Source organism: Thermus parvatiensis (genome assembly GCF_001535545.1).
Classification (GTDB): Bacteria; Deinococcota; Deinococci; order Deinococcales; family Thermaceae; genus Thermus; species Thermus parvatiensis.
Genome location: NZ_CP014141.1, coordinates 468,860 through 485,559, shown reverse-complemented (window position 1 = coordinate 485,559; position 16,700 = coordinate 468,860). Strand labels below are relative to the sequence as shown.

Annotated in this window: 21 protein-coding genes and 5 pseudogenes; 16 read left to right on the top strand and 10 right to left on the bottom strand. The window is 70.1% G+C overall.

Annotated features, from left to right (window positions below):
* Positions 1 to 12 precede the first annotated feature (12 nt).
* The 4 genes and pseudogenes from AV541_RS02810 to AV541_RS02790 all read right to left on the bottom strand — a co-directional run bounded on the left by AV541_RS02810 (position 13) and on the right by AV541_RS02790 (position 4,159).
* Positions 13 to 633, bottom strand: coding sequence for a 50S ribosomal protein L25 (locus tag AV541_RS02810; protein ID WP_060384190.1), 621 nt, complete (start codon positions 631 to 633; stop codon positions 13 to 15).
* A gap of 119 nt (positions 634 to 752) precedes the next feature.
* Positions 753 to 1,454, bottom strand: a complete 702-nt coding sequence (locus tag AV541_RS12005) for a response regulator transcription factor (RefSeq protein ID WP_082709685.1) — start codon at positions 1,452 to 1,454, stop codon at positions 753 to 755.
* Positions 1,451 to 3,404, bottom strand: a pseudogene (locus AV541_RS02795) (protein kinase domain-containing protein). Before AV541_RS02795 ends, AV541_RS12005 begins: the two are co-directional and overlap by 4 nt.
* A complete protein-coding gene (locus AV541_RS02790; RefSeq protein WP_060384189.1) occupies positions 3,404 to 4,159 on the bottom strand; it encodes a PP2C family protein-serine/threonine phosphatase in 756 nt (251 codons plus the stop codon). The pseudogene AV541_RS02795 and the gene AV541_RS02790 overlap by 1 nt, the downstream one beginning before the upstream one ends.
* Positions 4,160 to 4,185: 26 nt before the next feature.
* Here AV541_RS02790 and AV541_RS02785 point away from each other — a divergent pair.
* A pseudogene (locus tag AV541_RS02785) lies at positions 4,186 to 4,576 on the top strand (hypothetical protein); the annotation flags it as partial.
* A gap of 319 nt (positions 4,577 to 4,895) precedes the next feature.
* Positions 4,896 to 5,099, top strand: a pseudogene (locus tag AV541_RS02780) (MFS transporter); the annotation flags it as partial.
* On the opposite strand, the gene hemB reads toward AV541_RS02780, so the two are convergent.
* Positions 5,096 to 6,076, bottom strand: a complete 981-nt coding sequence (gene hemB / locus AV541_RS02775; RefSeq protein ID WP_060384186.1) for a porphobilinogen synthase — start codon at positions 6,074 to 6,076, stop codon at positions 5,096 to 5,098. The pseudogene AV541_RS02780 and the gene hemB overlap by 4 nt on opposite strands.
* A gap of 30 nt (positions 6,077 to 6,106) precedes the next feature.
* Between hemB and AV541_RS02770 the strand changes: the two genes are divergently transcribed.
* The 6 genes from AV541_RS02770 to AV541_RS02745 are packed head-to-tail and all read left to right on the top strand — an operon-like array spanning position 6,107 to position 8,309.
* Entirely contained in the window at positions 6,107 to 6,424 is a 318-nt protein-coding gene (locus AV541_RS02770) for a YbaB/EbfC family nucleoid-associated protein (protein WP_008633232.1), read from the top strand.
* On the top strand, positions 6,425 to 7,009 hold the full coding sequence (gene recR, locus AV541_RS02765) for a recombination mediator RecR (protein WP_060384185.1): 585 nt from the start codon (positions 6,425 to 6,427) through the stop codon (positions 7,007 to 7,009).
* Between the two features lies 1 nt (position 7,010).
* A complete protein-coding gene (locus tag AV541_RS02760; RefSeq protein WP_060384184.1) occupies positions 7,011 to 7,394 on the top strand; it encodes a roadblock/LC7 domain-containing protein in 384 nt (127 codons plus the stop codon).
* Complete coding sequence (locus tag AV541_RS02755; protein WP_060384183.1) at positions 7,382 to 7,723, top strand: roadblock/LC7 domain-containing protein; 342 nt, start codon at positions 7,382 to 7,384, stop codon at positions 7,721 to 7,723. Before AV541_RS02760 ends, AV541_RS02755 begins: the two co-directional genes overlap by 13 nt.
* Positions 7,708 to 8,046: a roadblock/LC7 domain-containing protein gene (locus AV541_RS02750; protein ID WP_060384182.1), complete on the top strand. Its 339-nt coding sequence runs from the start codon at positions 7,708 to 7,710 to the stop codon at positions 8,044 to 8,046. The genes AV541_RS02755 and AV541_RS02750 overlap by 16 nt, the downstream gene beginning before the upstream one ends.
* Entirely contained in the window at positions 8,043 to 8,309 is a 267-nt protein-coding gene (locus tag AV541_RS02745) for a DUF3467 domain-containing protein (protein WP_060384181.1), read from the top strand. The genes AV541_RS02750 and AV541_RS02745 overlap by 4 nt, the downstream gene beginning before the upstream one ends.
* Before the next feature lie 60 nt (positions 8,310 to 8,369).
* On the opposite strand, the pseudogene AV541_RS02740 reads toward AV541_RS02745, so the two are convergent.
* Positions 8,370 to 10,174, bottom strand: a pseudogene (locus tag AV541_RS02740) (S9 family peptidase).
* Between the two features lie 67 nt (positions 10,175 to 10,241).
* On the opposite strand from AV541_RS02740, the pseudogene AV541_RS02735 reads away from it, so the two are divergent.
* The 4 genes and pseudogenes from AV541_RS02735 (at position 10,242) to AV541_RS02720 (ending at position 12,489) form a co-directional block, all read left to right on the top strand.
* Positions 10,242 to 10,969: pseudogene (locus AV541_RS02735) on the top strand (Nif3-like dinuclear metal center hexameric protein).
* On the top strand, positions 10,970 to 11,566 hold the full coding sequence (tmk, locus tag AV541_RS02730) for a dTMP kinase (protein ID WP_060384180.1): 597 nt from the start codon (positions 10,970 to 10,972) through the stop codon (positions 11,564 to 11,566).
* A gap of 7 nt (positions 11,567 to 11,573) precedes the next feature.
* A complete protein-coding gene (locus AV541_RS02725) occupies positions 11,574 to 12,029 on the top strand; it encodes a DUF192 domain-containing protein (protein ID WP_014510750.1) in 456 nt (151 codons plus the stop codon).
* 10 nt (positions 12,030 to 12,039) lie between these two features.
* A complete protein-coding gene (locus AV541_RS02720; protein ID WP_060384179.1) occupies positions 12,040 to 12,489 on the top strand; it encodes a DUF192 domain-containing protein in 450 nt (149 codons plus the stop codon).
* Between the two features lie 67 nt (positions 12,490 to 12,556).
* Here AV541_RS02720 and AV541_RS02715 read toward each other — a convergent pair whose 3' ends face one another.
* Positions 12,557 to 12,793 carry an FmdB family zinc ribbon protein gene (locus AV541_RS02715; protein WP_008633246.1) on the bottom strand — a complete coding sequence of 79 codons (237 nt, stop codon included), beginning with the start codon at positions 12,791 to 12,793 and terminating at the stop codon, positions 12,557 to 12,559.
* 74 nt (positions 12,794 to 12,867) lie between these two features.
* Here AV541_RS02715 and AV541_RS02710 point away from each other — a divergent pair, with 74 nt between their 5' ends.
* On the top strand, positions 12,868 to 13,422 hold the full coding sequence (locus AV541_RS02710; protein WP_060384178.1) for a 5-formyltetrahydrofolate cyclo-ligase: 555 nt from the start codon (positions 12,868 to 12,870) through the stop codon (positions 13,420 to 13,422).
* Positions 13,423 to 13,427: 5 nt separating this feature from the next.
* Positions 13,428 to 14,039: an HAD family hydrolase gene (locus AV541_RS02705; protein ID WP_060384177.1), complete on the top strand. Its 612-nt coding sequence runs from the start codon at positions 13,428 to 13,430 to the stop codon at positions 14,037 to 14,039.
* On the opposite strand, the gene AV541_RS02700 is transcribed toward AV541_RS02705, so the two are convergent.
* Together AV541_RS02700 and AV541_RS02695 are read right to left on the bottom strand one after the other, a co-directional pair.
* Positions 14,036 to 14,563, bottom strand: a complete 528-nt coding sequence (locus AV541_RS02700) for a type I phosphoribosyltransferase (protein WP_060384176.1) — start codon at positions 14,561 to 14,563, stop codon at positions 14,036 to 14,038. The genes AV541_RS02705 and AV541_RS02700 overlap by 4 nt on opposite strands.
* Before the next feature lie 9 nt (positions 14,564 to 14,572).
* Positions 14,573 to 15,109, bottom strand: coding sequence for a phosphoribosyltransferase family protein (locus AV541_RS02695; protein ID WP_008633254.1), 537 nt, complete (start codon positions 15,107 to 15,109; stop codon positions 14,573 to 14,575).
* Between the two features lie 22 nt (positions 15,110 to 15,131).
* Between AV541_RS02695 and AV541_RS02690 the strand changes: the two genes are divergently transcribed.
* Together AV541_RS02690 and AV541_RS02685 are read left to right on the top strand one after the other, a co-directional pair.
* Positions 15,132 to 15,560: a bifunctional nuclease family protein gene (locus tag AV541_RS02690; protein ID WP_008633255.1), complete on the top strand. Its 429-nt coding sequence runs from the start codon at positions 15,132 to 15,134 to the stop codon at positions 15,558 to 15,560.
* Between the two features lie 30 nt (positions 15,561 to 15,590).
* A complete protein-coding gene (locus AV541_RS02685; RefSeq protein ID WP_060384175.1) occupies positions 15,591 to 16,388 on the top strand; it encodes a metallophosphoesterase in 798 nt (265 codons plus the stop codon).
* Here AV541_RS02685 and AV541_RS02680 read toward each other — a convergent pair.
* Positions 16,369 to 16,692: a histidine triad nucleotide-binding protein gene (locus AV541_RS02680; protein WP_060384819.1), complete on the bottom strand. Its 324-nt coding sequence runs from the start codon at positions 16,690 to 16,692 to the stop codon at positions 16,369 to 16,371. The genes AV541_RS02685 and AV541_RS02680 overlap by 20 nt on opposite strands.
* Positions 16,693 to 16,700: the final 8 nt, after the last annotated feature.

Below are 16,700 nucleotides of genomic sequence, written 5' to 3'. Positions count from 1 at the left end.
CGGACCCTTGGGCTACTCCTCTTCCTCTTCCTTGCCCTTCTTGATGACCTCGGGCTCCGCCACCTCGGCCGCCGCCTCCTCGGCGAGCTTCTCCACGTCCTCGGGCGGGACCACAGCGGCGATGGTCTCCTCGGGGGAGACGGCGAGCTCCACCCCAGGAGGCAGCTTGAGGTCGGAGGCGTGGAGGCTGTCGCCGATCTCCAGGCCGCTCACGTCCACCTCAATGAACTCGGGGATGTTCCGGGGGGAGACCTTCACCAGGATGTCCCGGTGGATCTCCTGAAGCACGCCACCCAGCCGCACCCCGGCCGGGGTGCCCACGAAGCGGAGGGGCACGTACATCTCCACGGGCTCGTCGGAGAGGACGAAGAAGTCCACGTGCTCGGGGCGCCGACGCCGCTTGTCCAGGTTCACCTGGCGCACCAAGGTGGGCAGGCTCTGGCCGTCGGGAAGCTCCAGGACGATGACGTGGTGGATGGAGGCCTGGCGGAAGACCTTGTCAAACTCCACCAGGTCCACGTAGACCTTCCGGTTCAGGTGCCGGTTGTACATGACCCCAGGCAGCTTGCCCGCCCGCCTGAGGGCCGACGGCTTCTCTCCCTCGCGGTAGTACGCTTTCAAACGGTACTCCATGGCTCCTCCCAAGCCCCCAAGGGGCACACGGAGAAAAGCTTAGCACATGCCGGGGCCAAGGCTAAGCCCCCCGCCCGCGGCGGGGGCCCCAAAGCGCTGCCCCACCCACTCTGCCCGGCCTAAAAGAGGGGCAGGGGGCGGAGGTCCTGGTCCAGGCGGAGGATCCCCACCACCCGCCCGCGGTGGAGGACGAAGCAGCGGTACTCCCCCTCCACCTCCAGCACCCAGGGGGCCAGGGTGAGCTCGCGCAGGAAGGGGAAGGGCCGCTTGGGCAGGGGCCTCCCCCGGGGCGGCCGCGGGTGGGGCCAAAGCCTCCCCCCCTCCAGGGCCAAAACGAGGAGGGGCCGCTCCCGCCCGAGGAGGACGAGGAGGTCCGGCCCCTCCCGGTAGAAGGCCTGGACCTCGAGGCCCTTGAGGACCTCGAGGCAACGGAAAAGCGCCCGCTCTCCTAGGTATGCCACCGGCCCGCCGGCCCCCCCCTGGCCCAGGGCCTCGAGGCGGGCGAGGAGCTCCTGGAGGCTGTAGGGCTTCACCAGGTAGTCGTCGGCCCCCTCCCTAAGGCCCTTCACCCGCCACTCCACCCCGTCCAACGCGGTGAGCATGAGGACGGGGACCTCGGAGCGCTCCCGGATCGCGCGCAAGAGGGAAAACCCGTCCCCCCGGGGCAAGAGCACGTCCAGAATCACCACCTCGGCCCAGGAAAGCAGGTCCAAAGCCTCCTCGGGCCGGTCCACGGCCCGCACCTCGTGCCCCTCCAAGGATAGGCCGAGTTCCAAGGCCTCCCGCACCCAAGGATCGTCCTCCACCAGAAGCACCCTCACGGCGTCCGCCTCCAAAGGGCCAGGCCCCGCACGGGCGCGTAGACCTCCAAGGGCGGAAGGGCCTCTCCGGTGTCCAGGGAGATCCGGTGGATGCGGCTAGAGCCCCGGCGGACGGCGTAAAGGACCCGGCCCACGGGAAGGAGCTCCACCAGGCTCATCCGGTCCTCTCCCTCCAGAAGGGGCAGGGGGTAGGAGGCGAGAAGCCGCCCCGAGAGGTCCAGCACCCGGACCTTGACCGCCTCCACGTCGTAAAGGTAGAGCCTGCCCTCCCCCACCCCCACCCCCCGAGGAGCCTAAGGGCCCCGTCCTCGCGGGAGCGGCGGAAGGCGTAGCGGGAGAGGTACTCCCCCCGGGGGTAAGGCGCTGCACCTGCCGGTTGCCGTAGTCCAGGACAAAGAGGTGCCCCTCGGCCGCCACCAGGGCCTTGGGGTCTTGGAAGGTGCCCCGCCCAAGCCCCTGGCCCCCGAAGCGGCCCTGGTACCGCCCCGCGAGGTCCAGCCGGCTCACCGTGGCCGTCTCCCCGTCCAAGACGAAGACCTGGTCCTCGAGGACGGCAAGCCCCACGGGGAGGAGGAACTCCCCTGGCTTCATCCCGTAGGGTCCGGTGGAGAGGAGGACCTCCCCTTGGGGGGAGAGGCGGTGGACGAGCCTCTCCCCGTGCTGGAAGACGGCGACCCAGATTCCCCCCTCGGGATCGGCAGCCACGGCCAGGGGGGCGAGGGGAACTGCCCCGCCCCCGACCCCACCCCAAAGAGGAGGCGGGCCGGGGTACCCTCCAGGTCCAAGAGGCGCACCGCCCCCTTCTTCGCCTCCACGGCCACCAGGAGGTACTGGGCCTCGGGAAGCTCCCGTTCCTCCTCCCAGGGGCCCTCCAGGACCCGCACCACCTCGTCCAGGCCCGGCCGCTTGGCGGGGTCCTTCTCCAGCATCCTGAGGACCAGGTCGGAAAGGGCTTGGGGAATCTCGGGCCTGAGCTGTTTGGGGGGCGTGGGCATCTGGAAAATCTGCTGATGGATCACCGTCTCGTACCCCCGGTGAAGGGGGGCTGGCCGGTAAGGGCCTCGTAGAGGACGATCCCCAGGGAGTAGATGTCCGAGCGGTGGTCCAGCTTCTGCCCCTTGGCCTGCTCCGGACTCATGTAGACGGGGGTGCCGATCCGGGCCCCGGTGATGGTGAGGCGGGTGAGGACCCGGCCCGCGGCGATGCCGAAGTCCATGAGGCGCACCCCTCTGGGGTCCACACCTTCCTCCCTCAAGGCCCCCTTGAGGACCATGATGTTCCCCGGCTTGATGTCCCGGTGGACGATCCCCTGGGCGTGGATGTGCTTGAGGGCGTCCGCCACCCGGGCCAGGATGGCCGCCACCTGCCTAAGGGAGAGGCGCCTTTCCTCAATGAGCTTGTCCAGCCCCTCCCCGTCCAGAAACTCCATGGCGATGTAGTGGACGCCCTCCACCTGGCCGTGGTCGTAGACCTTGACGATGTTGGGGTGGTCCATGCGGGTAAGGACCTCGGCCTCCCGGTGGAAGCGGCGCACGAACCTGGGGTCCCCGAGGAAGCGCTCCTGGGGCACCTTGAGGGCCACCAGGCGGCCCGTCTTCCGGTCCTTGGCCTTGTAGACGGTGGCCATCCCCCGAGGCCCACCTTCTCCAGGATCTCGTACCGCTGGGAGAGGGCCTCCCGTTCGGCCGTGGTCCCCGCCGCGGCGGGGCGCTTGGGGCCTGGGGGCCGCCGCTCGGGCCGCTTCCGCCGCCTCGGGCCCAAGTAGAGACGGGGGGCGGCGAGGGCCCCGAGCAAGAGGAGCGCCCCGGCGGGCAAAGCCTCCGAGCGAACCCCCAGGACGTACCCGCCCCCGGCGAGCAGGCCGAGGAGGAGGGCCGAGGCCCAGGCCGGGAGGCGGGCGGCCAGGAGGGCCGTGAGGAGGACGAGGAGGGCGGCGAGGAGCAGGGCCATCATTCCACCCGTAGGGCCACGGCGGTGACGTTGTCGTCCCCGCCCTGCCGCAGGGCCTCGGCCACCATGGCCTCCAGGCTTGCCTGGAGGTCCCGCCCAAGCCGCCACTCCTCCTCGGGCACGTGCCCGTAGAGCCCGTCGGTCACGAGAAGCACCCCCTCCCCCGGGGCGAGGCGCACCTCCACGAGGTCAAAGCGCGCCTCGGGAAGGCCCAGGGCCCGGGTGAGGACGTTGCGGTAGGGGTGGCGCTCCGCCTCGGTCCGGGTGAGGACCCCCTCCTTCACGCGCTCCGCCACCCAGGAATGGTCCTCGGTGAGGCGGGTAACCCCGGTGGGGCCGAAGCGGTAGGCCCGGGAGTCGCCGATGTGCCCCACCACCCCCTCCTTGAGCCAGTCGGCGTAAAGGAAGGCGGTGAGGGTGGTGCCCATCCCCCGGCGCTCGGACCGCTCCGCCTCCCCCTCCACCCGGCGCCGGGCCAGGAGGAAACCCTTTTCCATGACCCGGGCGAGGCCCACGGCGGGGCGGCCGCTTTGGATGTGCTCCGCATAGCCCCGGGCCACCGCGGAAAGGGCCTCAATGGCGAGCTTGCTCGCCCACTCCCCGGCCTCGAGGCCCCCCATCCCGTCGGCCACCGCGAGGAGGAGCAAAAGCCCCGCGGGCGTCTCCAGAGGGAGGACCCGGTGGAAGTCCTCGTTGTTCTGGCGGCGGCCCACGTGGGAAACGGCGGCCACGCTCAGCCGGGGAGCGATGCGCATCGGCTCCATCGTACTAGGATGGAGGCGTGGACCACCTGGACGACCTGGTGGACCTCTACGAGTACCGGGTGGAGGACCTCCTCCAGGGCCGCACGCCGAAAGGGGGGAAGCAGGCCCTCCTAAGGCTCCGCCACCTCCTCATCCAGTCCCGCCTGCCGGGGCCCTTGGCCAAGCGCTTCCGCCAGGCGGATGCCCGCTTCCGGGCCCACAGGCGGGCCCCCGCTCCCGAGGCCCAAGCCCCTGTGGAACTTCCCGCCATCGCCGTGCCCGAGGAGCCCGAGCCCCCGCCTCCGGAGGCGAGCCCCCTGGCCGCCTTAGCCCTCAAGGTGTGGCGGCTCCAGGTGGAACGGGACGTGAAGGCCCGCCTCGAGGCCCTCCTCGCGGGGAGGCGGGAGGATCCGCCTTATCCACGCCTTTAGAGGAAAGAGGGGGTGTGGGGGAGCTATAATACCCCGGTTTTCAAACCGGGGATACATGGACTCCTCCACGCCGCCCGGTTTTGGCGGCAAAGCATGGTGAGCGGTCATTTTGTGGTATAATTCTCCGTGGGAGAGTCTGTGCTGAAACGCCACCTCCCAGATACGGAGTCAAGGTTTTTTCTGGGCTCGGGTCAGCCCCGTAGGGGCTATCTTGCCGGAGCCTGCGGGGACAGGGGCGGCGTGGGCTGTCCCATGAGAACCGCGGTCACGGGCGTAGCCCGTATCTTGTAGCCCCGCTCTTCAGAGCGGGGAGTCGTCACGAGATGCGGGGGCGGATTTTCGCCGCCTTCGGCGCCGTGATGAACGCCGCCGTCCTCCTCGGCACCATGTGGGGCGGGGCCCTGGAGGAACCCTTGGGCGCCCCCAGGGTCTTTCTCCTCGCGGGGGCCATGGTGGCCCTCGCCGCGGGCTACACCCTCCTCACCGGGGGCATCCCCGCCCCAAAGGCCCGGGAGGCCTAGGCCTCCTTCAGCCAGCGGGCGGCCTCGAGGGCGTAGTAGGTGAGGATCCCCTGGGCCCCGGCCCGGCGCAGGGCGAAAAGGCTTTCCAGCACGGCCCGCCTTTCGTCCAGCCACCCCTTGAGGGCCGCGGCCTTGAGCATGGCGTACTCCCCGGAAACCTGGTAAGCGAAGAGGGGCTTGGCGAAGCGCCCCTTCAGGGCGGAAAGCACGTCCAGGTAAGGCAGGGCGGGCTTTACCATGAGCATGTCCGCCCCCTCCAGGTCGTCCAAAGCCGCCTCCCGAAGCGCGTCCCAAAGGCCCGCCCGGGGGTCCATCTGGTAGCCGGAGCGGTCGCCGAAGCCCGGGGCGCTTTGGGCCGCCTCCCGGAAGGGCCCGTAGAAGGCGGAGGCGTACTTCACCGCGTAGGAGAGGATGGGCACGTGGGCGAACCCCCCCCGGTCCAAGGCCTCCCGGATGGCCCGCACCTGACCGTCCATCATGGCGCTCGGGGCCACCACGTCCGCCCCCGCCTGGGCCTGGGAGAGGGCGGTCTTGGCGAGGAGGTCCAGGGTGGCGTCGTTGTCCACGTAGAAGCCCCGGGGGCCCTCCTTCACCACGCCGCAGTGGCCGTGGTCCGTGTACTCGCAAAGGCAGGTGTCGGCGAGGACGAGAAGCTCGGGGAACTCCCGCTTGAGGAGCCCTATGGCCCGCTGCACCACCCCGTCCTCAGCGTAGGCCCCCTTGCCCATGGGGTCCTTGGCCTCCTGGGGCAGGACGCCGAAGAGGATGACCCCCCCGAGGCCGGCCTTCAAGGCCTCCTCGGCCACGCGGGGAAGTCCGGAGAGGGGATGGCGGAAAACCCCGGGCATGGAGGAAACCTCCTCCATCTCCCCACCTTCCTTCACGAAAAGGGGGAGGATGAGGTGCTTTGGGGAAAGCTCCACCTCGGCCACCAGGGGGCGGAGAAGAGGGGAACGCAGCCTCCTTGGGCGCTCCATACCTTCCACTATACTCATAGGGGAGGGACGATGAACTTCCAGAAGCTTCTCAAGGAAGCGCAGAAGGCTCAGAAGAAGGCCGCCGAGGTGCAGGAGCGCCTGGAGCGGATGACCGTGGTGGGCTCGGCCCAGGGGCTCGTGGAGGTGGAGGCGAACGGCCACGGGAAGATCCTCGCCCTGAGGCTCAAGCCCGAGGCCCTAAAGGCCTTCCAGGACGACCCGGAGGGCCTCGAGGACCTCCTTTTGGTGGCCATCCAGGACGCCCAGACCAAGGCCCACGAGCTCTCGGAGAAGGAGATGGCCAAGGAGCTCGGGGGCGTGGGGCAGATGCTGGGGAAGCTCTTTTAGATGCGCTACCCGGAAAGCCTCCTCAAGCTCACCCGGGCCCTCTCCCGCCTCCCTGGCGTCGGCCCCAAGACGGCCCAGCGCCTGGCCCTTCACCTCGCCTTCCACAAGGAGGAGGCCGAAGCCCTGGCGGAGGCCCTGGAGGGGCTCAAGCGGGTCCGGGCCTGCCGCGAATGCGGCAACCTGGCCGAAGGGGAGCTCTGCCCCATCTGCCAGGACGAGGACCGGGACCGCTCCCTCCTCGCCGTGGTGGAGAGCGTGGCCGACCTGTACGCCCTGGAGCGGAGCGGGGAGTTCCGGGGCCTCTACCACGTCCTGGGAGGGGCCTTGAACCCCCTGGAGGGCATCGGCCCCAAGGAGCTGAACCTTGAGGGCCTTTTCCGGCGGCTGGAAGGCGTGGAGGAGGTGGTCCTCGCCACCTCCATGACCGTGGAGGGGGAAGCCACCGCCCTCTACCTCGCCGACGAGCTTAAGAAGCGGGGGGTGCGGGTGACCCGGCCCGCCTACGGCCTTCCCGTGGGAGGGAGCCTGGAGTACGCCGACGAGGTGACCCTGGGCCGGGCCCTGGAGGGGAGGCGGCCCGTTTAGGATGCGTATCGGACCCGAGCTTCTCCAAGACCTGCTGGACCGGGTGGAGGGGAGCCTGGCGGCGGCCATCGGCACCCCGGACGGCCTCCTGGTGGAAGGGGTGCGTAAGCGCCCCCTGGACCTCGAGGCCGCCATCGCGGAGCACGCCGCCTTGTGGCGGCAGGCCCGCGCCGCCTACGCCCGGAGCCTGGGAGCGGAAGAGGTGGGCGAGCTCCTGGTGGGGGGGACGGGCGTGGTAGGCTACCTGAGGAGCATGCGCACCCGGGACCCGGAACCCCTTTTCCTCCTTCTCCTCCTTGCCCCGGAGGCCAACCTGGGCCAGGCGCGGCTGGCCGCCCGGCGCCTTCTGGACCGGGCAGGGGGGGTGGTGGCGTGGCCTACTTGACGGGCTTGTCGGCCTTGGGTGTGGACCAGGCGGTGTTCACGGGGATGGACGGCCTGGTCATTGAGGCCTTGGGCCAGGGGCCGCCTTCCGCCGAGGTTCTGGCAGCGGAGCTCGCCGCCTTGGCGCGGCGCATGGACCCCCTGGCCCAAGCCCTGGGCGGAAAGGTCCTCCGCTTCACCCTGGCCACGGAGGACCGGGAGGTCCTGGCCGTCCGGGTGGGGGAGTTTCTCCTGGGGGCGGTGGTCCACCGGGGCCTGAGCCGCAAGGCCGTGGGGCAGGAGCTTTCCCGCATCGCCCTGAGGTTGGAGGAGGCGTGGAGGGAAGGCTGAGGGAGGTCCTCGAGGGCCTTTTGGAGCGGGGCGTACGGGGAGCGGCCCTCCTTCGCCCCGATGGCCTCCTCCTGGAGGCGGTGGGGGAGGCCTCCGGCGCGGCGGAGCGGGCCGCCGCCCTTTTGGGCCTGGGCGTGGCCCTGGCCCAAAGCCAGGGGGAGGAGGTAGAGGAGCTCGTGGTAGAGTACCCCGAGGGCGCCCTCTTCCTGGCGCCCGTGGCCGGCCACCACCTCCTGCTCTTGCTGGAGGACCTCCAGGACCTGGGCCGGGCCCGGGTGGCCCTCAAGGGAGCGCGCCCGCGCATTGAGGAGGCGTTAGCATGAACGAGCTGAAGCTAGACATCACCATTGACAAGGACGTGGCCCAGGGCCGCTACGCCAACCTGGCCCTCATCGCCCACACCAAAAACGAGTTCATCCTGGACTTCGCCCTACTCCAGCCCCAGGGGGGGGCCCTCGTGGTGAGCCGGATCATCACCAGCCCCCAGCACGCCAAGGCCCTCCTCCGTAGCCTCGCGGAGAACATCGCCCGCTACGAGGAGGCCTTCGGCCCCATCCCCGAGCCCGTGGCGGAGAACCAGGCCTGAAGCCTCCCCGGTAAAACCCCCTGCCTCCCCCGCCCTACCCGGCGAAGGAGGCAGGGGGTTTTACAGGTTTTCCCGCCACCAGTCCAGGTAGGCCCGAAGCCGGGCCAGACGGCGGTCGGGCCGCCCCGAGCGGGAAAGCTCGTGGCCTTCCTCGGGCACCCGGAAGAAAGCGGTCTTCACCCCGAGGTGGAAGAGGGCGGTGTACCAGGTCTCCCCCTGGTCTATGGGACAGCGGTGGTCCTGCTCCGAGTGGACCACGAGGGTGGGGGTCCGGACCCGGTGGACGAGGCGGAGGGGGCTCTTCTCCCAAAGGACCTCGGGCCTTTCCCAGGGCTTGGCCTTAAGCTCCAGGTAGGTGAACCGGGGGCCGATGTCGCTCGCCCCGAAGAAGCTCAGCCAGTTGCAGATGCTCCGGTCGGTGACGGCCGCCTTGAAGCGCTCGGGATAGCGGGCCGTGAGCCAGTTCGTCATGTACCCGCCGTAGCTTCCCCCCGCCACCCCCACCCGCTTGGGGTCCAGGGGGAAGTGGGCGAGGACGTGGTCCAAGAACCCCATGAGGTCCCGCTCGTCCCGCTCCCCCCACTCCCCCTCCAGAAGGGCGAAGTCCTGGCCGTAGCCCGTGGAGCCCCGGGGGTTGGAAAAGGCCACGGCGTAGCCCGCCCGGCGGAAAAGCTGGAGCTCCAGCATGGGGGCGGCCCCGAAGGCGGTGTGGGGCCCTCCGTGGATGTAGAGGATCACCGGGTGGGGCCCCTCCCCCTCGGGCAAAAGGACCCACCCCGGGACCTTGTGCCCCTCGGGGCTTGTCCACTCGGTGTAGAGAGGCTCGGCCAGGTCCAAGACCCCGGCGTTGGGGTCAAAGGTGCCCAAGGGGCCCTCGAGGCGGGCCGGGTGGGTGAAGTCCTCCTTGAGGAGGAAAAGCCCCCGCTCCGTGAGGGCGAAGGCGAGGACGCTCCCCTCCTCGGTGAGGGCCTCCGCCTTCCCGTCCAGGCCCACCCGGTAAAGCCGCGCCCTCCCCGCCTCGGTGCGCACCACATAGACCCCGTCTTCGCCCCACCTGGGGCCCTGGGGGTGCTGGCCGTAGCGCAGGTCGGAGTTGAGGGAGTTTTGGAGGCTCCCCTCGAGGAGCACCCGGGCCTCGCCCCCCCTAAGGTGGTAAAGCCTTGCCTCCGTGCCCCCACCCCGCTCAAAGGCGTGCCCCAGGAAGAAGAGCCCTTCGGGGCTCCACTCCAGGGCGAAGATGGGGCCCACGCCCCCATAGACCTTCTCCAGCCGCCCCTCCCGGAGGAGGAAGAGGGTGTCCCGGCCCTCCGCCTGGGCCCGGGCGTCCTCGGGCATGACCAAATAGAGCCCCTCGGGGCGTAGACCATCTCCTTGGGCGGGGGGTAGCGGTCCAGGAGGAGGCGGGCCTTGCCCTCCTCCAGGGCGTAGAGGGCCACGTTCCCCTCAGGCAGAAGGCCGCGGCCGTCAAACTTGAAGGGCCAACCTTGGAAGCGGCGGGGAACTCCGGGCCTGGGCGCCTCCTTGAGGGCCAGAAAGGCCACCTCGCCCCCCGGGCCCAAGGCGTAGTCCAGGACCCCGGCGGTCTCCGTGAGGCGCTCCGCCTCGCCCCCCCGGAGGTCCAGGCGGAAAAGCTCCTCCCGCTCCCCCACCCGGCGCAGGAAGTAGAGGAAGGGGGCGCGGTAGCGGGGCCTTCTCGCCTCCTCCTGGGTGAGGAAACGCAAGGCCCCGTCAAAGAGGGCGACCCGGGAACGGTAGCGGGGCGGATCCCCCTCCTGGATCTCCGTGAGGAGGAAGAGGGGAAGGCCCTCAGGGCCTGGGGTGAGGTCGGAGAGAAAGCGGAGCTTCAGCAGGGTTTCGGGCTCCATGCCGCCATCATACTGACCGGTCATCCGCCCGCAAAGCCCCCTGGGAGGCATCGGGTAAGCTTTCCCCATGGACCGGGACGAGCTGGTGCGCTACCTGGACGAGTACCTGAGGATCCAGGACTTCCCCAGGACCCCTCCCTGAACGGCCTCCAGGTGGAGGGGAAGAGGACCGTCCGCAAGGTGGGGGCGGCGGTGGACGCCGGGGAGGCCATCTTCCGGAAGGCCCTGGAGGCGGGGGTGGACTTCCTCATCGTCCACCACGGCCTCTTCTGGGGAAAGCCCTTCCCCATCGTGGGCCACCACAAGCGCCGCCTGGAGACCCTCTTCGCCGGGGGGATCAACCTTTACGCCGCCCACCTGCCCTTAGACGCCCACGAGGAGGTGGGCAACAACTTCGTCCTGGCCCGGGAGCTCGGGCTTGTGGACCTCACGCCCTGGGACGTGGGGGTAAAAGGGCGCTTCCCCCAGCCCACCCCCCTCCTTCAGGTGGCCGACCGCCTGGGCCAGCTCACCGGGATGCAACCCCTGGTGCACCAAGGAGGCCTGGACCACGTGGAGACGGTGATCCTCGTCTCGGGCTCGGGAACGGGCCTCCTCCCCAAGGTGGACGCCGACCTCTTCGTCACCGGGGAGCCCAAGCACAGCGTCTTTCACGAGACCTTTGAGCGGGGCCTCAACGTCATTTACGCCGGCCACTACGACACGGAGACCTTCGGGGTGAAGGCCCTCGCCGCCCACCTCGAGGCCCGCTTCGGCCTCCCTTGGGTCTTCCTGGATCACCCCACGGGGCTTTAGATGCCGGGGCTCTTTCTCACCCTCGAGGGCCTGGACGGAAGCGGCAAGACCACCCAGGCGAGGCGGCTTGCCGCCTTCCTGGAAGCCAGGGGCCACCCCGTCCTCCTCACCCGGGAACCCGGGGGAGGGCTTCCCGAGGTGCGAAGCCTCCTCCTCACCCAGGAGCTTTCCCCCGAGGCGGAGTACCTCCTCTTCAGCGCCGACCGGGCAGAGCACGTGCGCAAGGTGATCCTCCCCGGCCTCGCCGCGGGGCAGGTGGTGATCTCCGACCGCTACCTGGACTCCAGCCTGGCCTACCAAGGCTATGGCCGGGGCCTCCCCCTCCCCTGGCTGCGGGAGGTGGCCCGGGAGGCGACCCGGGGGCTTAAGCCCCGGCTCACCTTCCTCCTGGACCTACCCCCGGAGGCCGCCCTCCGCCGGGTGCGCCGCCCAGACCGCCTGGAAAGACTCGGCCTGGAGTTCTTCCGCAGGGTGCGGGAGGGGTACCTGGCCCTCGCCCGGGCCGAGCCCGGGCGCTTCGTGGTCCTGGACGCCACCCTCCCCGAGGAGGAGATCGCAAGGGCGATTCAGGCCCACCTCCGGCCCCTTCTGCCATAATGGGCCCATGCGCCGCTGGCTTTGGGGGCTCTTGGGCCTTTTAGGGCTCGCCCTGGCCCTCACCTTCCCCAAGAGCACCCTCTACGTGGAGGGGAACGGCAAGCGCCACCTCCTCAAGGTGGAGGTGGCCGACACCCCGGAGCGCTGGGCCCAGGGCCTCATGTTCCGCGAGCGCCTCGGCGAGGACGAGGGCATGGTCTTCCTCTTCCCCGAGCCCACGGCGGGCGGGTTTTGGATGAAGAACACCCTCATCCCCCTTTCCATCGCCTTCTTTGACCGGCAAGGCGTGATCCTGCGCATCCTGGACATGGAGCCCTGCCGGGCCGACCCCTGCCCCGTCTACTACCCGGGCGTGGTCTACCAAGGGGCCCTGGAGGTGAACCAGGGCTGGTTCCGCCGCCGCGGCCTCGCCGAGGGGGCCCGGGTCGGAGGGGAGGCCCTGAAGCGCTGGCCCAAGCGGTGAGATCAAGCAAGTGGAGCGGAACCCCTTCCTCCCCCTTTTGGCCTTCGCCCTCCTCATCCTGCTTTCTGTTTTCTCCTTTATGGGCTACCTGCTCGCGGCGCGGCGCCTCCAGGCCCCCCCTCCGGCCGAGACCCTCACCGTCCTCACCCAGGAAGGCCCCCACACCCTCCGAGGACGGGTGGCCCGGACCCCGGAGGCCTGGCGGCGGGGCCTCGGCCTGCGGGAGGAGGGGCTGGAAGCCCTCCTCTACCTCTTCCCCGAGGCCACGGACGCCCCCTTCAGCGCCGAGGGCTACCGCTTCCCCGTGGTGGTGGCCTTCCTGGACGGGACCCTGCGGGTGCTCCAGGTCAAGCGGCTAAGCCCGGGGGAGGTCTACGCCCCCGGGACCGCCTACCGGGGCGTGCTGGAGGTTAGGGAGGGGCGCCTCCCCCTCGCCCCGGGGGACCAGGTGGTGCCCTGAGCGCCCCCTACCAGAACGGGGCCGCCCAAAAGCTCCCCCCGCCGGCCGGGCGAAGGAAAAAAGGGGGTTAGTCCTCTTTGTCCTTGTTGGTGTCCGAACCCTCTTCCTTCTTGGCGCCGGAGTCCTTCTTGGCGTAGTCCTTCACGTGCCAGCCCGAGCCCTTGAAGATGATGGCCGGGGGGGTGATGACCCGCTTCAAGGGCTCCCCCGTCTCGGGGTGGGCCTTGAGGGGTTCGTCGTGGAAGCCCTGCTCAAACTCGTAGTAGTTTCCCGTCTCCAAGCCCTTGTAGACGTAGATCGGCATACCTTTCCCTCCCCAATGGGATTTTGACGCTTAGCCTTCTTGAGTGTCAAGAGGCGGGCGTGGTACCCTCCCCCGTGACCAAGGCCGAGCTCCGCCGTAGGGCCCGGACCGCCTGGCGGGGGCTGGACCTGGAGGCCCTCTCCCGGGCCGTGGGGGCCGCCCTCCTCCCTTGGCTACGGGAGCGGGGCTTCCGGCACATCCTCCTTTACCACCCCCTGCCCCACGAGCTCAACCTCCTGCCCCTGGTGGAGGCCTACCCCGCCCGCTACTACCTGCCCAAGGTGGCGGGGAAGGGGCTCACCGTCCACCCCCTTGGTCCCCTCGCCCCCGGGCCCTTCGGCCTCCTCGAGCCCACCACCCCGCCGGAAGACCCCCTGGTCCTGGACCTGGTGGTGGTGCCGGGCCTTGCCTTTGACCGGGAAGGGTACCGGCTGGGGCACGGCCAGGGGTTCTACGACCGCTTCCTCAAGGAGGTCCAGGCCGCCACCGTGGGCGTGGTGCCCCAGGCCCTCCTCTTTCCCGCCCTCCCCCGGGACCCCTGGGACGTACCCGTGGACCACCTGGCCACGGAGGCGGGGGTGGAGGCAGTCAAACGCCCGGCCCCGGGCCCCGGGGGCCTGCTAGACTAGGCCCCATGCGCGGGGCCCTTTTGGACCGCGATGGGGTCCTCCTCCTTTTGGACGAGAAAGCCCTTTACCGGAAGGCCGTGGAGCTTGCGGCGCGGGGCGCCGGGCTGGAGCGGAGCCTGGCCGCCTTGGCCCGCGCGGTGCGGGCCTTGAACGAGGCGGTGCGTGGGCTTGCGGTGCGGACCCTGGAAGAGGAGGAGGCCCTCTGGCGGTCCCTGGTCCTCGAGGTGGCCCGGGAACTACGGGTGCCGCCCGAGGAGCTTCTCCCCTGGAGGTACTACCGCTTCATGCGGCCCGCCCCCGGGGCCGAGCGCCTATTGCGCAAGCTCAAGGCCCAGGGCCTCAAGGTGGGCGTCCTCTCCAACACCCTGCCAAGCCTCCGGGAAAGCCTGGCCCACCACGGCCTCGCCCGGTACGTGGACGGCTTCTTCGCCTCCTGCGCCCTGGGGGTGGCCAAGCCCGACCCCCGGGCCTTCCTCCTCGCCCTCGAGGGCCTGGGCCTCGCCCCTGAGGAGACCCTCTACCTGGACGACGACCCCGAAAACGTGGAGGCCGCCCGGAGGCTCGGCCTCCGGGCGGAGGTCTACGCGCCCATAGGGGCGCCAGGGCGCTGGGCTTAGAGCACGGGAAGCTCCGCCACCGTGTCCACGGCGAGGCCGGGCGTGCCCTGGCGGAAGACCGCCAGGCGGGCCACCACGTGCCCCCCCGCCCGGAGGACCATCTTCTCCATGGCCTTCATGGTCTCCCCGCTCGCCACCACGTCGGAAACCAGGACCACCCTCTGGTTGAGGAGCTTTTCCGCGAAGCGCCGGTCTAGCCAAAGCACCTCCCCCACCCCGAGGGTCAGGGTCTGAACCTCCTGGATGATGGGGTCCTCCATGTAGGGGCGGCGGCGCCTGCGGGCCACCACGTAGGGCAGGCCCAGCGCCTCCGCCAGGACGTGGGTGAGGGGGATGGGGCTCGTCTCCGTGGTGAAGAGGATCTCCACCTCCTTGGGTACCAAAGGCCTTAGGGCCTCGGCCGCGGCCCGGGTGAACTCCGGGTCCCCCAGGAACTCCACCAGGGGGATGCGCCTTCCCGGAAGGGGCTCAATAAGGGGCACGTGCCGCGTCACGCCGCCTACGGTGATGGGGTAAGTCTCCATAGGGTCCTCCTACTCCGGCTTGAAGAGGGGAAGGTGGCCGAGGGCCACGACGTCCTGGCGGGGCGTGCCCTCGGTGAAGACGGCGAGGACGGCGACCACCTCACCCCCCACGCTCTCAATGAGCTCCCTCAGCCCCGCCAGGGTGGAGCCGGTGGACACCACGTCGTCCACGATGGCCACCTTCTTGCCCCGAACCCGGGGGATGTCGGCCCCGTCCAGCACCAGAAGCTGGGGCTTCCCCGTGGTGATGGAGAGCACCTGGCGGCTCACGGGGTTGATCATGTAGGGCTTCTCCGTCTTGCGGGCCACCACGTAGGGCTTGCCCGTGATGCGGGAGAGGGCGTGGGCCAGGGGGACGGCCTTGACCTCAGGGGTGACCAAGACCTCCACCTCGGGAGGAAGCCGCTTGGCCAGCGCCTCGGCGGCCGCCTCGGTGAGCTCGGTGTCCCCCAAAAGGTTGAGCAGGGCCACGGCCACACCCGGCCCCACTTGGACGATGGGGAGCTCCCTGCGCACGCCGGCGATCTCAACGGGGTAGGTCCTCACGGGCCCAGTCTATACTGAGGGCATGCTGCACGCCAAGATTGAAACCCTGGGCGTGGACCCCCAGAACGGCAGCGTGGTGGTCCTGCTCAGGACGGAAAACGACAAGCTCCTCCCCATCGTCATCGGCCCCCTCGAGGCCCACCACATCGTGGTGGCCCTCCAGGGGGAAAAGCCCCCAAGGCCCCTCACCCCCGACCTCCTCCTCTCGGTGATGGAGATGCTCCAGGCCAAGCTCAAGCGGGTGGAGATCGTTGACCTTAGGGACGGAACCTTTTACGCCCGCCTCATCCTGGAGCACCGGGGGATTGAGCTGGAGGTGGACGCCCGTCCCTCCGACGCCATGGCCCTGGCCCTCAGGGCGGGGGCGCCCATTCTGGTGGCGGAGGAGGTGGTGGAGAAGGCGGGCGTGGAGGAGGCCAACATCCGCCCCCACGGGGCGGCGGAAGCCTAAGCGGCGTTCCTCAGAGCGGGGGCCGGGGCCATGCTTGGCCACCGAGGGACGGGCGCTCGCCTCCTGCGCCTCTTCGTCCCCTTCCTTTTCGCCCTCACCCTGGCCCAGGCCCAGCGCCTGGGGGTGATCGGGGACTGGGGGGCGGACACCAGGGGGCGGGCCCAGGTGGCGGCCCTCCTCCGAAAGGAGCACGCCCAAAGCCCCTTCACCGCCCTCCTCACCACCGGGGACAACTTCTACCCTAGAGGGCGGGTGGTGGAGGCCTACCTTCAAGACCTCCCCCCCGTTCCCCTCTACCCCGCCTTCGGCAACCACGACGCCCCGAACCTCGAGGCCCAGCTCCGCCGCTTCGGCCTGGAGAGGCCCCACTACCGGGTCCGCTTCGGTAGCCTCGAGGTCTTCGTCCTCTACACGGAGGGCGACCTCAGAGCCCAGAGGGCCTGGCTGGAGGAGGCCCTGCAAAGCTCCACCGCCCCCCTCAAGGCCCTCTTCCTCCACCGCCCCCTCTACTCCTCGGGGCTCCACGGGGGAAGCCCCGCCTTAAGGAGCCTCCTCGAGCCCCTCCTCCGCCGCCACGGGGTGGCCCTGGTCCTTGCGGGCCACGACCACCACTACGAGCGCCTGGAGGTCCAGGGCCTCCTCCACGTGGTGACGGGAGGCGGGGGCGCGGGCCTCTACCGCACCCGCCCGCCCCTCCCCTGGAGCCGGGCCCTCGCCGTGGCCCACCACGCCCTCTTCCTGGAGGTGGGGCGGGAGGGCCTTTTGGGCTACGCCCTGGACCCCCAGGGGAAGCTCCTGGACCGCTTCCTCATCCCCATCCGCCCATGACGTGCACGTGGACGTGGAAGACCTCCTGCCCCCCCTTCTCCCCCACGTTCACCTGGACCCGGTAGCCCTCGAGGCCCAGGACCCGCGCCACCCGGTTCGCGGTGCGGAAGAGGGCTCCGAGCTTCCTCTCCCCTTCCTCGGTGTCGGGGTAGTCGGAAAGCTTCTCCACGTGCTCCTTGGGCACCACCAGGACGTGCACCGGGGCCTTGGGCCTGATGTCGTGGAAGGCCACGAAGCCCTCGTCCTCGTAGACCTTTTTAGAAGGGAGTTCCCCGGCGATGATGCGGCAGAAGACGCACCCCATGGAAAGCA